At 59.1% G+C, this 15,067-nt stretch carries 11 protein-coding genes and 1 pseudogene; 6 read left to right on the top strand and 6 right to left on the bottom strand.

Annotated features, from left to right (window positions below):
- From nuoK to KW841_RS19030, 6 genes and pseudogenes are all read left to right on the top strand, one after another.
- Nucleotides 1-309, top strand: a complete 309-nt coding sequence (gene nuoK, locus KW841_RS19005; protein WP_007946416.1) for an NADH-quinone oxidoreductase subunit NuoK — start codon at nucleotides 1-3, stop codon at nucleotides 307-309.
- Nucleotides 306-2,159 carry an NADH-quinone oxidoreductase subunit L gene (gene nuoL, locus KW841_RS19010; RefSeq protein ID WP_218479062.1) on the top strand — a complete coding sequence of 618 codons (1,854 nt, stop codon included), beginning with the start codon at nucleotides 306-308 and terminating at the stop codon, nucleotides 2,157-2,159. The genes nuoK and nuoL overlap by 4 nt, the downstream gene beginning before the upstream one ends.
- A 39-nt stretch (nucleotides 2,160-2,198) precedes the next feature.
- Nucleotides 2,199-3,731, top strand: coding sequence for an NADH-quinone oxidoreductase subunit M (nuoM, locus tag KW841_RS19015; protein ID WP_007970452.1), 1,533 nt, complete (start codon nucleotides 2,199-2,201; stop codon nucleotides 3,729-3,731).
- A 7-nt stretch (nucleotides 3,732-3,738) separates the two neighbouring features.
- Nucleotides 3,739-5,202, top strand: coding sequence for an NADH-quinone oxidoreductase subunit NuoN (gene nuoN, locus KW841_RS19020; RefSeq protein ID WP_015094370.1), 1,464 nt, complete (start codon nucleotides 3,739-3,741; stop codon nucleotides 5,200-5,202).
- A 382-nt stretch (nucleotides 5,203-5,584) separates the two neighbouring features.
- A pseudogene (locus KW841_RS19025) lies at nucleotides 5,585-5,914 on the top strand (proton-conducting transporter membrane subunit); the annotation flags it as partial.
- 222 nt (nucleotides 5,915-6,136) lie between these two features.
- Nucleotides 6,137-8,836: an RHS repeat domain-containing protein gene (locus tag KW841_RS19030; RefSeq protein WP_218479064.1), complete on the top strand. Its 2,700-nt coding sequence runs from the start codon at nucleotides 6,137-6,139 to the stop codon at nucleotides 8,834-8,836.
- A 144-nt stretch (nucleotides 8,837-8,980) separates the two neighbouring features.
- On the opposite strand, the gene KW841_RS19035 is transcribed toward KW841_RS19030, so the two are convergent.
- Genes KW841_RS19035 through KW841_RS19060 form a run of 6 tightly spaced genes read right to left on the bottom strand, consistent with a single transcriptional unit; the run spans nucleotide 8,981 to nucleotide 14,935 of the window.
- A complete protein-coding gene (locus KW841_RS19035; RefSeq protein ID WP_095966507.1) occupies nucleotides 8,981-10,723 on the bottom strand; it encodes an ABC transporter substrate-binding protein in 1,743 nt (580 codons plus the stop codon).
- 47 nt (nucleotides 10,724-10,770) lie between these two features.
- Nucleotides 10,771-11,043, bottom strand: a complete 273-nt coding sequence (locus KW841_RS19040; protein WP_015094367.1) for a DUF2160 domain-containing protein — start codon at nucleotides 11,041-11,043, stop codon at nucleotides 10,771-10,773.
- Between the two features lie 10 nt (nucleotides 11,044-11,053).
- A complete protein-coding gene (locus KW841_RS19045) occupies nucleotides 11,054-11,854 on the bottom strand; it encodes a carbohydrate ABC transporter permease (RefSeq protein ID WP_007970460.1) in 801 nt (266 codons plus the stop codon).
- An 8-nt stretch (nucleotides 11,855-11,862) separates the two neighbouring features.
- A complete protein-coding gene (locus KW841_RS19050; RefSeq protein ID WP_007970461.1) occupies nucleotides 11,863-12,729 on the bottom strand; it encodes a carbohydrate ABC transporter permease in 867 nt (288 codons plus the stop codon).
- A complete protein-coding gene (locus KW841_RS19055; RefSeq protein WP_218479067.1) occupies nucleotides 12,726-13,841 on the bottom strand; it encodes an ABC transporter ATP-binding protein in 1,116 nt (371 codons plus the stop codon). The genes KW841_RS19050 and KW841_RS19055 overlap by 4 nt, the downstream gene beginning before the upstream one ends.
- On the bottom strand, nucleotides 13,841-14,935 hold the full coding sequence (locus KW841_RS19060) for an ABC transporter ATP-binding protein (protein ID WP_015094365.1): 1,095 nt from the start codon (nucleotides 14,933-14,935) through the stop codon (nucleotides 13,841-13,843). The genes KW841_RS19055 and KW841_RS19060 overlap by 1 nt, the downstream gene beginning before the upstream one ends.
- Nucleotides 14,936-15,067 lie beyond the last annotated feature (132 nt).

A 15,067-nucleotide genomic window follows, 5' to 3' on the forward strand; every position in this document is an offset into this window, starting at 1 on the left:
ATGCCTGCTATCCCCATGGAGCATGGTCTGGCGGTCGCCGGCATCCTGTTCTGCCTCGGTCTGGTCGGCCTGATGGTCCGCCGCAACATCCTTTTCGTGCTGATGAGCCTGGAGGTCATGATGAATGCCTCCGCCTTGGCGTTCATCGTTGCCGGTAGCCGCTGGGCGCAGCCGGATGGACAGATCATGTTCATCCTGGTGATCAGCCTGGCAGCCGCCGAGGCCAGTATCGGCCTGGCGATCCTGCTGCAACTGTATCGCCGCTTCCACACGCTCGATATCGACGCTGCCAGTGAGATGCGCGGATGAACCTTCTCTATCTGACTTTCGTATTCCCTCTCATCGGTTTCCTGCTGCTGTCGTTCTCCCGTGGACGCATCTCGGAAAACCTGGCCGCGCTGATTGGCGTCGGCTCCATCGGTCTGTCGGCGATCGTTACCGCCTACGTGATCTGGCAATTCAACGTCGCACCGCCGGAAGGCGGCCACTACACCCAGGTGTTGTGGCAGTGGATGGCGGTGGAAGGCTTCACGCCTAACTTCGCCCTGTACCTGGACGGCCTGTCCGTGACCATGCTCGGCGTGGTCGTCGGCGTCGGCTTCCTGATCCACCTGTTCGCGTCCTGGTACATGCGCGGTGAAGCCGGTTACTCGCGTTTCTTCGCCTACACCAACCTGTTCATCGCCAGCATGCTGTTCCTCGTGCTGGGCGATAACCTGTTGTTCCTGTACTTCGGCTGGGAAGGCGTGGGCCTGTGCTCGTACCTGTTGATCGGTTTCTACTACAGCAACCGCAACAACGGTAACGCCGCACTCAAAGCCTTCATCGTGACCCGCATCGGTGACGTGTTCATGGCCATCGGCCTGTTCATTCTGTTTGCCCAACTGGGCACGCTGAACGTCCAGGAACTGCTGGTGCTGGCACCGCAGAAATTCCAGGCCGGCGACTTCTGGATGGTCATGGCCACCTTGATGCTGCTGGGCGGCGCTGTCGGTAAATCCGCGCAACTGCCACTGCAAACCTGGCTGGCGGACGCGATGGCCGGCCCTACTCCGGTTTCGGCACTGATCCACGCCGCAACCATGGTGACCGCCGGTGTCTACCTGATCGCCCGTACCCACGGCCTGTTCACCCTGGCGCCAGAAATCCTGCACCTGGTAGGCATTGTCGGGGGCGTGACCCTGGTCCTGGCAGGTTTTGCAGCCCTGGTTCAGACCGACATCAAGCGTATCCTCGCCTACTCGACCATGAGCCAGATCGGCTACATGTTCCTGGCCCTGGGCGTCGGTGCCTGGGATGGCGCGATCTTCCACCTGATGACCCACGCCTTCTTCAAGGCCCTGCTGTTCCTTGCATCCGGTGCGGTGATCGTTGCCTGCCACCACGAGCAGGACATCTTCAAGATGGGCGGTCTGTGGAAGAAACTGCCACTGGCCTACGCCAGCTTCATCGTCGGCGGCGCGGCCCTGGCGGCCCTGCCACTGGTCACCGCGGGCTTCTACTCCAAGGACGAAATCCTCTGGGAAGCGTTTGCCAGCGGTAACGAAGGTCTGCTGTATGCAGGTCTGGTCGGTGCGTTCATGACCTCGCTCTACACCTTCCGCCTGATCTTCATCGCGTTCCATGGTGAAGCGAAGACCGAAGCCCACGCCGGTCACGGCATTGCCCACTGGCTGCCACTGTCGGTGCTGATCGTATTGTCCACCGCCATCGGCGCGATGATCGTTCCACCGCTGCACGGCGTACTGCCTGAGAGCGTCGGCCATGCCGGCGGCGAAGCCAAGCACAGCCTGGAAATCGCCTCGGGCGCCATCGCCCTGGCCGGTATCCTGCTGTCCGCGCTGCTGTTCCTCGGCAAGCGTCGCTTCGTGACGGCCATCGCCAACAGCAGTATCGGCCGTGTCCTCTCGGCCTGGTGGTTCGCTGCCTGGGGCTTCGACTGGATCTACGACAAACTGTTCGTCAAGCCGTACCTGGCGATCAGCCACATCCTGCGCAAAGACCCGCTCGACCAGACCATCGGTCTGATCCCGCGCATGGCCAAAGGCGGTCACACCGCCCTGAGCCGTACCGAGACCGGTCAACTGCGTTGGTATGCCGCTTCGATGGCTGCTGGTGCCGTGCTGGTCATCGGCGCCGTCGTGCTGGTAGCGGTCTGATATGAACCTTGCGAATTTGCGAAAGGAAACGAACCCGTCATGATTCTGCCTTGGCTAATCCTGATCCCCTTCATCGGCGGCCTGCTGTGCTGGATGGGTGAGCGCTTCGGCGCCACCCTCCCCCGCTGGATTGCGCTGATCACCATGTCCCTGCTGCTTTCCCTCGGCCTCTGGCTGTGGGCCAACGGTGACTATTCATTTGCTCCGGCGCCTGGCGCCGACCCGACCTGGGCGCTTGAGTTCAAGCATGTCTGGATCCAGCGCTTCGGCATCAATGTGCACCTGGCCCTCGACGGCCTGTCGCTGTTGATGATCATGCTGACCGGCCTGCTGGGTGTCCTCTCGGTACTCTGCTCGTGGAAAGAGATCCAGCGTCACGTGGGCTTCTTCCACCTGAACCTGATGTGGATCCTGGGCGGTGTCGTTGGCGTGTTCCTCGCCCTCGACCTGTTCATGTTCTTCTTCTTCTGGGAAATGATGCTGGTGCCGATGTACTTCCTCATCGCGCTCTGGGGTCACAGTTCTTCGGACGGCAAGAAAACCCGGATCTACGCGGCGACCAAGTTCTTCATCTTCACTCAGGCTTCCGGCCTGATCATGCTGGTGGCGATCCTGGGCCTGGTACTGGTCAACTTCAACGACACCGGCGTGATTACCTTCAACTACGCCGACCTGTTGAAGACCAAGATGTCGACGACCACCGAGTACATCCTGATGCTCGGCTTCTTCATCGCCTTCGCGGTCAAGCTGCCAGTCGTACCGTTCCACTCCTGGCTGCCTGATGCTCACGCCCAGGCGCCGACCGCAGGTTCCGTCGACCTCGCCGGTATCTTGCTGAAGACCGCGGCCTACGGCCTGCTGCGTTTCGCCCTGCCGCTGTTCCCGAATGCCTCGGCCGAGTTTGCGCCGATCGCCATGACCCTGGGTCTGATCGGGATCTTCTACGGTGCGTTCCTGGCGTTCGCGCAAACCGACATCAAGCGTCTGATCGCCTTCTCGTCCGTTTCCCACATGGGCTTCGTACTGATCGGCATCTACTCCGGCAGCCAACTGGCGCTGCAGGGCGCGGTGATGCAGATGCTGGCCCACGGCCTGTCGGCGGCGGCACTCTTTATCCTGAGTGGCCAGCTGTACGAACGCACCCACACCCGCGACATGCGTGAAATGGGTGGCCTGTGGTCGAAGATCGCTTACCTGCCGGCCCTCAGCCTGTTCTTCGCGGCGGCGTCCCTGGGCTTGCCAGGTACCGGTAACTTCGTCGGTGAGTTCCTGATCCTGATCGGCACCTTCCCGATCGCCCCATGGGTCACCATCATCGCCACGTCCGGCCTGGTGTTCGGTTCGGTCTACTCGTTGATCATGATCCATCGTGCCTACTTCGGCCCGGCCAAATCGGACGCGGTACTGCATGGCATGGACGGTCGCGAAATGATCATGGTGGTCGGTCTGGCTGCACTGCTGATCTACATCGGCGTGTACCCACAACCGTTCCTCGATACCTCTGCCGCGACGATGCATGGCGTGCAGCAGTGGCTCGGCACCGCCTTCACTCAACTCGCTTCGGCCCGGTAAGAGCGCTATGGAATTCACGACTCAACACTTTATCGCGCTAGCGCCGCTGTTGATTACCAGCGCCACGATCATCGTGGTGATGCTGGCAATTGCCTGGCGCCGCAATCACTCCCAGACCTTCCTGCTGTCCGTGGCGGGTCTGAACCTGGCGTTGCTGTCGATCCTGCCAGCCTTGAAAGTCGCGCCATTGGCTGTGACCCCACTGCTGCAAATCGATAGCTTCGCTTGCTTGTACATGGCACTGATCCTGGTCGCCACCCTCGCTTGTGTCACCCTCGCCCACGCCTACCTCGGCGATGGCGGCACGGGTTACCCGGGCAACCGTGAAGAACTGTACCTGCTGATCCTGATGGCCGCCGCCGGTGGCCTGGTGCTGGTCAGCGCGCAGCACCTGGCCGGGTTGTTCATCGGTCTGGAACTGCTGTCGGTGCCGGTCTACGGTCTGGTGGCCTATGCCTTCTTCAACAAGCGTTCGCTGGAAGCCGGTATCAAGTACATGGTGCTGTCGGCTGCCGGCTCCGCGTTCCTGTTGTTCGGTATGGCCCTGCTGTACGCAGACTCCGGCTCCCTGAGCTTCGTCGGCATCGGTCAGGCGCTGGCGGCTACTGGCCTGCCAAGCTCGCTGGCACAGCTGGGCCTGGGCATGATGCTGATCGGCCTGGCGTTCAAGCTGTCGCTGGTGCCCTTCCACCTCTGGACTCCAGACGTCTACGAGGGTGCTCCGGCACCGGTCGCAGCGTTCCTGGCCACCGCTTCCAAAGTGGCCGTGTTCGCAGTGATGGTGCGCCTGTTCCAGATCTCGCCAGCGGCCAGCAGCGGCGTGCTGAGCGACGTGCTGACCATCATCGCCATTGCGTCGATCCTGTTCGGTAACCTGCTGGCACTGACCCAGAGCAACCTCAAGCGTCTGCTGGGTTACTCGTCCATCGCTCACTTCGGCTACCTGCTGATCGCCCTGGTGGCGAGCAAGGGCCTGGCCGTGGAAGCCATCGGCGTGTACCTGGTCACCTACGTGATCACCAGCCTCGGCGCCTTCGGCGTGATCACCCTGATGTCCTCGCCGTACAAAGGCCGTGACGCAGACGCCCTGTACGAATACCGCGGCCTGTTCTGGCGCCGTCCGTACCTGACCGCCGTACTGACCGTGATGATGCTGTCCCTGGCCGGTATCCCGCTGACCGCGGGCTTCATCGGCAAGTTCTACATCATCGCCACCGGTGTCGAGTCGCACCAATGGTGGCTGGTCGGCTCCCTGGTACTGGGCAGCGCCATCGGCGTGTTCTATTACCTGCGTGTGATGGTCACCCTGTACCTGATCGAACCGAACCTGCGTCGCGTCGACGCCCAGCTGCATTGGGAACAACGTGCAGGCGGCGTGATGCTGCTGGCCATCGCGGTACTGGCCTTCTTCCTCGGCCTGTACCCACAACCGCTGCTGAACCTGGTTCAACAGTCGGGTCTGGCGGGTTGATCGCTTAGGCGTTATCGGTAGCAAACAAAAACGGCACCTTCGGGTGCCGTTTTTGCGTTAGGGGGTTCAAGGCTGCGATCTTTTGATCTTAATGCCCTCCCCTTTTCAAGAAGCAGCCTATGCGATGATAGGTGATGGCTGACAAGTTTTCGGGTTTCGTTTTTGTGGCAAGTGAGCTTGCTCCCGCTGGACTGCGCAGCAGGCCCAATTCCATTAAATCCGGTGTACCTGATGAACTTCTTGGGGTTTGGAAGTTTGGCGTCTGCTTCGCAGCCGAGCGGGAGCAAGCTCCCTCGCCACAGGTCAGCTGTTGTATTGATAAGTGTTGTTCTGGGTGGAGAAAGTGGTTGTCTGGGATGACCTCTTCGACTTGCTCGCGAAGGCAGTGGCACAGACACAGATGCTGACCCTGGCCGGTATCCCGCTAACTGCGGACTTCATCGGCAAGTTCTACATCATCGCTACCGGCGTCGAATCGCATCAATGGTGGCTGGTCGGCTCCCTGGTACTAGGCATCGGCGTGTTCTACTACCTGCGTGTGATGGTAAACCTGTACCTGATCGAACCGAACCTGTGTCGCCACGATGCGCAACTGCATTGGGAACAGAAAGCAGGCGGTGCGATGCTGCTGGCCATTGCACTGGTCGCGCTCTTCCTCGGCGTCTACCCACAACCGCTGCTGACTCTAGTCCAGCAATCGGGTCTGGCGGGTTGGTCGCTTAAGCGATACTCGGCAACAAACAGAAACGGCACCTTCGGGTGCCGTTTTTGCGTTTTTTGGACTTATTACTGCCCTACCCTTTTGAGTCCACCCACAAACCACTCGAATTAGTTCGGTCTAAAAAGTTGATCGGCCTGTCATCTCTGACAGGTTACACCGTGCTTGTTTATTGCTAGTTTGAATCGTGCCATAGACTTGATCTGGAACGGGCGCATGAATTCAAGTATTGACTCGCGAACCCCACGCATCGCGGTCACTGACAGCCGTGGCTTGCCGGTGCGTCAGGTTGCCTACTGGCGCCAGGACTCCAGCGAGTTCGAGACTCGGGTCACTGTGCAGCAGCATGACATCGTCGGACGACTGGTGACACAGCGGGATCCGCGACGGTCGACAGACGCATCTGCTCCCGCCAACCTCTCCACGACGTACTCCCTGTCCGGCCGGGTATTTAGCACGATCAGCGTCGATGCAGGGTGGCATGTCAGCTTGTTAAGTGCGCCGGATCGGCCCGTGCACAGTTGGGATAGCCGGGGCAATCAGCGCTGGGCTGACTACGACGAGCAAATGCGAACGCTGGCGGTGTTCGAACAGACGGCTGATGGCCAGCCGTTGTGTACCGAGCGATGTGGTTATGGCGGAGCTGACCCAGCATTCGCCGAGCGCAACCAGTGTGGGCGACTGATTCGTCACGATGATCCGGCAGGCACGCAGCTATTTTCGGCATTCGGATTGACCGGTGGGGTTTCAGAGCTGACTCGATATTTTCTGTGCTCCGTGGAACTCCCCGACTGGCCCCAATTTGTGACCGAGTGCGACAAATTGCTTGAGTCCGGCCAGGGGGCAACGAGCCGCTCACACTTCAACTCGTTGGGCGAAATCATTGAGCAGACCGACGCCAAAGGCCACCGACAGTTTCTTGGCCAAACCCTCGAAGGCCAATTGCGCGAGGTTAGTCTGCAATTGGCGAAGGAGATCGAGCCGAAAATCCTGGTCAGTGCCATCCAGTACAACGCCCATTCTCAGACGGTCCAGGAAATAGCTGGCAACGGCGCAATCACCACACTGCAATACGCGCCTGACAGCGGCCGCCTGATTCGGCTTCAAACCAAACGGAGCAACAGCGTTGTGCAAGACTTGCATTATGCCTACGACCCGGTCGGCAATGTGCTCAGCATCGAAGACGCTGCCTTGCCGATCCGCTACTTCGCCAATCAGCGGGTCGAACCGATCAACCACTACGTGTATGACAGCCTCTATCAGTTGATAAAGGCGACGGGGTGGGAGGCTGGTAGACCCAATCAGGGCCCGCAGGTATTGGTGTTCGACGATCCTGCACCGTGCGCCAATTACACCCAGACCTACCGCTACGACCGGGGTGGCAATCTACTGGAATTAACTCACCAAGGTGTGCAAAACCACGGCCATCGCCTGGTTGCAGCCGCGCATAGCAACCGTTGTTTACCAGTGCGCAATGGTGTGGAACCGACCGAGGAAGACTTTCGCAATGACTTCGATGCCAACGGCAATTTGCTCAACCTGCAACCCGGACAGTCTCTGCGTTGGGACCTGCGCAACCAATTACGCGAAGTCCGGCCGGTTGAGCGAGCCTCTGGTCCTGACGATAGCGAGCGCTACGTTTACGGCGCCGATGGAATGCGTGTGCGTAAAGTCCGGCAGATGCAAACCAATACCCGAACGCTGTTCTCTGAAGTCCGTTATCTTCCAAATCTGGAAATCCGCACCCACAGTGGTACGGGGGACGTGTTGCAGGTGATCAGCGTTCAGGCGGGACGCAGCACCGTGCGGGTCCTGCACTGGGAATCCGAGCCACCCAAAGATACTCCCAACGATCAATATCGTTACAACCTCAATGATCATCTGGGTTCCTGCGCCTTGGAGCTCGACAGTTCAGGCTACGTGATCAGCCAGGAGCGATATCACCCCTTTGGCACAACTGCGTGGTTCGCCGGCTGCGGGGACGTCGAGGCGAGTCATAAAACAGTGCGGTACTCGGGGAAAGAGCGGGATGCAACGGGGCTTTATTACTTTGGTTTCAGATATTACGTGGCGTGGTTGCAGCGTTGGCTCAATCCGGATCCGGCGGGGACAGAGGATGGATTGAATTTGTTTGCTATCGTGAAAAACAATCCGATCACTTACTTCGATGTTGATGGGCGAGTACGCGAGGGGATTAATAGAGAGCATCTGAAAGAAGAGGCCTTAGAGTACTTGCCTCCGTCGTTATCAGGAACACCGTCTTCAGCAAACATTGTGAGTACCGACAGCCAACAACTCAATTTCCCTGATACGCCTCCAAGCCCTCCAGAAAGCACCAGAAAAACGGATCCTTTTGACGAATTAATGGAAAAGCTTCATCTGACGCCAGAAAAAACCAGGAGTAGTTTCATTTCTGTTGCAGAGGATATTGGTGGTCGCCCCCGTATAGCAGGAGGCGGCGAGGGGGAAATCTACGAGAGTTCTGACGGAAAACATGTTTACAAGAAGTTCAAGGGCATGAATCAAGAAACCAGCATTCCCGGTTCTATCGAGTCCGAAGCAGAGAGTTTTAACGCTTATTACGGAGCCGGATCCGCAACAGCACTCCTGGAGGACAATCAGGTATATCTCAAGATGATCAAACTGGATGGCATCCCCCTCAACGAGATTGAAAAAGGTTCTATACCGCAGCACGCCGCCAGGGCTTTGCTAGATATGTTCGATGAAATGGAGAAAAAAGATCTGTTCCACAAGGATGTGCAAGGCATAAATTTTCTTTATTCCAAGAGGGACAATAAAGTTTTTCCCGTGGACATGGCGGCGGATCCGTACCAGCTAGCTCAGTACTCAATCGACGTATACGACAGGAATAAAATAAAACTGCTTACAGAATTTGCAAGTAACGTACAACGCTGATTTTTACCTATGAGTTTAATGATGTTCGCGAAATCAGCAGACATACCGTGAAACCGCGAGAGTGAGATTGCTCGCGATGTCGGCGGAGTGGGCAGCAAAAAACGGCACCTTTCGGTGCCGTTCGCCTTTCAAACCTCCAAACACTTACTTACGCGCATCCGCCCAAGATTTCAGCAGCTCGCTGTAGCTCACGGTCTCCCCCTTAGGCTTCTCGTTTTCCAGTTTAGGTTTCGGTGCACCCGGTTGATCGAACCAGTACTGAGCATCGCGCTCGGGGTTCATTTTCGGTGCGCAGGTGGCTTGTGCCTTCGAACGCTCCAGGCGGGTCATGATCGCGTCCTGATCCTTGGCCAGGCCGTCGAGTGCCTGTTGCGGGGTTTTGTCGCCGCTGGCCGCTTCGGCGATGTGGCTCCACCACAACTGCGCGAGGCGAGGATAATCAGGTACGTTGGTCCCGGTCGGGGTCCATTGCACGCGGGCCGGGCTGCGGTAGAACTCCACGAGGCCACCGAGTTTCGGCGCCAGGTCGGTCATCGCTTGTGAGTTGATGTCCGATTCGCGGATAGGCGTCAGGCCGACGATGGTTTTCTTCAGCGACACGGTTTTCGAGGTCACGAACTGCGCATAGAGCCAGGCCGCCAGTTTCTGCTTCTCAGGCGTGGACTTCATGAAGGTCCAGGAACCCACGTCCTGATAGCCCAACTTCATGCCCTCTTCCCAGTACGGTCCCCGTGGTGACGGCGCCATGCGCCATTTCGGCGTGCCATCGGCGTTCATCACCGCCAGGCCTGGCTTGGTCATGTCGGCGGTGAAGGCGGTGTACCAGAAGATCTGCTGGGCGATGCTGCCCTGGGAGGGCACCGGGCCGGATTCGGAGAAGGTCATGCCCGCCGCTTCCGGTGGCGCGTACTTTTTCAACCAGTCGACGTACTTGGTGGTGGCGAACACCGCCGCCGGGCCGTTGGTGTCGCCGCCGCGGGTCACGCTGGAACCCACCGGGTGGCAGTCCTCGACACGAATGCCCCACTCGTCCACCGGCAAGCCGTTGGGGATGCCCTTGTCGCCGCCGCCGGCCATGGAGAACCAGGCATCGGTGAAACGCCAGCCCAGGGACGGGTCCTTCTTGCCGTAGTCCATGTGCCCGTAGACGCGCTTGCCGTCGATTTCCTTGACGTCTTCGCTGAAGAACTTGGCAATGTCCTCATAGGCCGACCAGTTCACCGGAACGCCCAGGTCGTAGCCGTACTTTTCCTTGAACTTGGCCTTGAGGTCCGCGCGTTCGAACCAGTCGGCACGGAACCAGTACAGGTTGGCGAACTGCTGGTCAGGCAACTGGTAGATCTTGCCGTCCGGCGCAGTGGTGAAGGAAATGCCGATGAAGTCCTTGAGGTCGAGGGTCGGCGAGGTGAAGTCCTTGCCTTCGTTCGCCATCAGGTCGGTGATCGATTCGGTCTTGCCGTACCGAAAGTGCGTACCGATCAAGTCCGAGTCGTTGACCCAGCCGTCATAGATGCTCTTGTCCGATTGCATCACGGTCTGCAGCTTTTCCACCACGTCGCCTTCCTGCAGCAGGTCGTGGGTCAGCTTGATCCCGGTGATCTCGGTGAAGGCCTTGGCCAGGACCTTGGACTCGTATTCGTGGGTAGCGATGGTTTCCGAGACCACCTTGATGTTCATTCCGCGGAAGGGTTCCGCCGCCTTGATGAACCACTTCAACTCTTCCAACTGCTGATCGGCGGTCAGTGTGGATGGCTTGAATTCACTGCCGATCCATTTTTTTGCGGCATCTTCGTAGGCATCGGCCCAGGCCGAAGCGCTCAAACCGCTGAGTGCCAGCATGGCTGCCAATGAAATGCTATGTCGCAGCTTATTGTTTTTGTCGAACATAGAGACCTCCTTATTGAGTTTCGGAGCAACAGTGCCGAGCGATTCGACTAGCCCCAACGCATCACAGCCAACAGCCACACCAGGGACAACGCGAACGCCACCCAGATGCTCCAGTCGGTGACGCCGATTACCAGCAAATGCAGGTAGGCGCTGCCGAGAAGACCGATGAACAAGCGATCGCCACGGGTGGTGGCAATCGGTAGCAAACCTCGCCGAAGCACGCTCGGCGAACGCAACTCCCAGGTGGTCATGCCCACCAGGATCAAGGCAATGACGCCGAAGAACGCCGCCGTGGGGGCGGTCCAACTCATCCATTCCATCATCAGTTCCTCATACCCGGCCCAGGGCAAAGCCCTTGGCCACGTGGTTGCGAACAAACCAGATCACCAGCATGCCCGGCAGGATGGTCAACACCCCCGCCGCTGCCAGTACACCCCAGTCGATACCGGATGCCGAGACCGTACGCGTCATCACCGCCGCGATCGGTTTCGCGTTCACCGAGGTGAGGGTTCGTGCCAGCAGCAGTTCGACCCAGGAAAACATGAAGCAGAAGAACGCTGTCACACCGATGCCGGAGCCGATCAAAGGGATGAAAATCTTCACGAAGAACTTGGGAAAACTATAGCCATCGATGTAGGCGGTTTCGTCGATTTCCTTGGGCACGCCGGACATGAAGCCCTCGAGAATCCACACCGCCAGCGGCACGTTGAACAGGCAGTGAGCCAGGGCCACGGCAATATGGGTGTCGAACAACCCGATCGACGAATACAGCTGGAAGAACGGCAACAGGAACACCGCCGGCGGCGCCATGCGGTTGGTCAGCAGCCAGAAGAACAGGTGCTTGTCGCCAAGGAAGCGATAACGCGAAAACGCATAAGCCGCCGGCAGTGCCACGGTCAGGGAAATGATCGTGTTCAGGCTCACGTAATACGCCGAGTTGATGTAGCCGGTGTACCAGCTCGGGTCGGTGAAGATCACCTTGTAGTTGGCCAGGGTGAAATCCTGTGGGAACAGCGTCAGGCCGCCGAGGATTTCGCTGTTGCTCTTGAAGGACATGTTCAGCAACCAGTAGATCGGCACCAGCAGGAACAGGATGTAGAGCAGCAGGGGTATCAGCTTTCTCTTGCTCATGGCAGGCCTCAGCGGTTGGCGTCAGAGTGAGTCATGGCGGTGTAGAACAGCCAGGACACCAACAGGATGATCAGGAAGTACACCAGCGAGAACGCCGCGGCCGGCCCTAGGTCGAATTGCCCTACGGCCATCTGCGTCAGGGTCTGGCTGAGGAAGGTCGTGGCATTGCCCGGGCCGCCGCCGGTCAGCACGAACGGCTCGGTGTAGATCATGAAACTGTCCATGAAACGCAGCATCACCGCGATCAGCAGCACGCTCTTGAGTTTGGGCAACTGAATGTGCCGGAACACCGCCCAGGCCGAGGCACGGTCGATCCGCGCCGCCTGGTAATACACATCCGGAATCGCCCGCAACCCGGAGAAACACAACAGCGCCACCAGCGAGGTCCAGTGCCAGACGTCCATCACCAGCACGGTGACCCAGGCGTCCGCTGTGTTCGCCGCATAGTTGTAGCTGATGCCCATGGCATTGAGGCTCGAACCGAGCAGGCCGATGTCGGCGCGGCCGAAGATCTGCCAGATGGTGCCGACCACGTTCCACGGGATCAGTAGCGGGATCGCCAACACGATCAGCACCACCGACGACCAGCGGCCCTTGGTCGGCATGGTCAGGGCGATGGCGATGCCCAGCGGAATTTCGATCAGCAGCACGCAGGCGGAATAGATGAACTGGCGCAACAGCGAGTCGTGCAGCCGAGGGTCGAGCAGTACCTGCTTGTACCAATCGGCACCGACGAAATAGCGGCTGGACTGGTCGAAAATGTCCTGCACCGAATAGTTGACCACGGTCATCATCGGGATCACCGCACTGAACGCCACCAGCAGGAACACCGGCAGCACCAGCCACCAAGCCTTGTTGTTCTGCACCTTGTTCATGGCTGCGCCTCCTGGTTGGCATGGGCTTCAAGCAGAAAATCATCGGCGTACACCATCAACCACTGCGCCGGAAAACTGATGTAGGCCGTGCCTTGCGGTACCGGTTTGTCTTCAGCCAGGCGCACCTTCAGGGTCGCGCCGTCGAGGTTGAGGGTCATGATCTTGTAAGTGCCCAGGTCCTCGACGTGTACGACCTGTGCCCGCAGCGCGTCATCAAAGGCTTCGTCCCAGACATGGACGAACTCCGGGCGAATGCCGACCTTCAGGGTTTTCCATTCGGATTCGGCGATGCGTTGCTGCATGGCCTCGGACAGCGGCAGGTGGGTCGAGGCGAACCCGACGCCCCCCGGTCGCGGCTGCACCTCGATCAGGTTCATCCCCGGGCTGCCGATGAAGTAGCCGACAAAGGTGTGGCTCGGGCGCTCGAACAATTCCCGCGGTGTGCCGAACTGCACGATCTGCCCGCCGTACATCACCGCAATCTTGTCAGCGAAGGTCGAGGCCTCCAGTTGATCGTGGGTGACGTAGACCATGGTGATGTTGAACTGCTCGTGGATCTGCTTGAGCTTGCGTCGCAGCTTCCACTTCAGGTGCGGGTCGATCACCGTCAGCGGTTCGTCGAACAGGATCGCCGACACATCGTCGCGCACCAGCCCGCGGCCCATGGAGACTTTCTGTTTTTCGTCGGCGGTGAGGTTGCGCGCCTTTTTGCCCAGCAGGTTCTGCAGGTCGAGGACCTCGGCGATTTCCTGCACCTTGGTATGAATTCTTGCCTCGGCCATGCCCTGGTTGCGCAGGGGGAAGGCCAGGTTGTCGAACACCGTCATGGTGTCGTAGACCACCGGGAACTGAAAAACCTGAGCAATGTTGCGCTTCTCCGGCGTCAGGTCGTTGACCGCTTTGCCGTCGAACAGCACATGGCCCTGGGACGGGCTGAGCAGCCCGGAAATAATGTTGAGCAAGGTTGATTTGCCACAGCCCGACGGACCGAGCAACGCATAGGCGCCGCCCTGCTCCCAGATGTGGTCCATCTCGCGGATCGCGTAGTCCTCGGGTCCCACCGGGGTTTTGGTGTAGCTGTGGGCGAGGTTCTGCAAACGGATTTCGGCCATCAGGCTACCCTCGCGACACGCTGGCCCGGCGCCTGCACCAGCCGGCCCTGCGTATCGAACACAAACAGTTTATGGGTCGGGATGTAGATACGGATGGGTGCATCGACGTCGTATTCGTGAACACCCGGCAAGTGCAGCACCAGCAGGAAATGCTCGTTGCGCACGTGCAGGAAGGTTTCCGAGCCACTGATTTCGGCCACCTCGACGGTCACCGCCAGTTCAAGGTCATCGTCATTGCTCGGCACCAGCGAGATATGGCTGGGTCGCACGCCGAAACGGAACTCGCCCTCGCCCACCGGGCGCAAATCGACGTTCAGCGGAAAGTGCACGAAGTTGGCGAAACTCACTTCGTTGCCGGCAATGCGCCCCGGCATCAGGTTGATCGGCGGTTCGGAGAACAGCTCCGCCGCCAGCACGGTTTGCGGCTGGTGATAGACCGAAGACGACTGGCCGCTCTGGATTACCCGGCCTTCGTGAAGAATGGTGGTGGTACCGCCCAGGGCCAGGGCCTCGTTGGGTTCGGTGGTGGCGTAGATCGCGATGGTATGGCGCGCCTTGAACAGCTCGCGCATTTCCTGGCGCAGTTCCTCGCGCAACTTGTAGTCGAGGTTGACCAGCGGCTCGTCGAACAGGATCAACTCGGCATCCTTGACCAGCGCCCGGGCCATGGCCGTGCGTTGTTGCTGGCCACCGGAAAGCTCCAGCGGATAACGCTTCAGAAATTTTTCGATGCGCAGCATCTTCGCGGTTTCCAGCACCTTGCTCTGGATCAGCTCGCTGGATACACCGGCCTGGCGCAGCGGCGAGGCGATGTTGTCGAACACCGTCATGGTCGGGTAATTGATGAACTGCTGATAGACCATCGACACATTGCGCAGGCGCACCGGCCGTTGGGTAACGTCGACGCCGTTCATCAGGATGCGGCCGCTGTCGGGCTTGTCCAGACCGGCCATCAGGCGCATCAGGCTGGTTTTGCCGGACAGGGTGCGCCCCAGCAAAACGTTGAAGGAACCGGGTTCAAAACTCAGGTTGGCATCGTCGATCCAGGTCTGGCCCTCGACGGTGCGGCTGACGTGCTCCAGGGTGAGTGACATGGCTCGGCCTTTTATTATTGGAATCAAGCGACCGGAGCGATAAAGCGACATCCGTGCCAAAAATCCCAAGCCATTGATTCAGCTAGAAATCAGTGAAAACCACAGCCCGCCGACGTTCGTTGCTGAACACAA

The sequence above is a fragment of the Pseudomonas sp. PDM28 genome (genome assembly GCF_019219115.1).
GTDB classification, from domain to species: domain Bacteria; phylum Pseudomonadota; class Gammaproteobacteria; order Pseudomonadales; family Pseudomonadaceae; genus Aquipseudomonas; species Aquipseudomonas laurylsulfatiphila.

Coding starts and splice junctions, on each gene's coding strand:
- nuoK (WP_007946416.1), top strand. CDS start 1: ATGCCTGCTATCCCCATGGAGCATGGTCTGGCGGTCGCCGGCATCCTG.
- KW841_RS19045 (WP_007970460.1), bottom strand. CDS start 11,854: ATGAGCAAGAGAAAGCTGATACCCCTGCTGCTCTACATCCTGTTCCTG.
- nuoM (WP_007970452.1), top strand. CDS start 2,199: ATGATTCTGCCTTGGCTAATCCTGATCCCCTTCATCGGCGGCCTGCTG.
- KW841_RS19030 (WP_218479064.1), top strand. CDS start 6,137: ATGAATTCAAGTATTGACTCGCGAACCCCACGCATCGCGGTCACTGAC.
- KW841_RS19040 (WP_015094367.1), bottom strand. CDS start 11,043: ATGGAATGGATGAGTTGGACCGCCCCCACGGCGGCGTTCTTCGGCGTC.
- KW841_RS19055 (WP_218479067.1), bottom strand. CDS start 13,841: ATGGCCGAAATCCGTTTGCAGAACCTCGCCCACAGCTACACCAAAACC.
- KW841_RS19050 (WP_007970461.1), bottom strand. CDS start 12,729: ATGAACAAGGTGCAGAACAACAAGGCTTGGTGGCTGGTGCTGCCGGTG.
- nuoL (WP_218479062.1), top strand. CDS start 306: ATGAACCTTCTCTATCTGACTTTCGTATTCCCTCTCATCGGTTTCCTG.
- KW841_RS19035 (WP_095966507.1), bottom strand. CDS start 10,723: ATGTTCGACAAAAACAATAAGCTGCGACATAGCATTTCATTGGCAGCC.
- KW841_RS19060 (WP_015094365.1), bottom strand. CDS start 14,935: ATGTCACTCACCCTGGAGCACGTCAGCCGCACCGTCGAGGGCCAGACC.
- nuoN (WP_015094370.1), top strand. CDS start 3,739: ATGGAATTCACGACTCAACACTTTATCGCGCTAGCGCCGCTGTTGATT.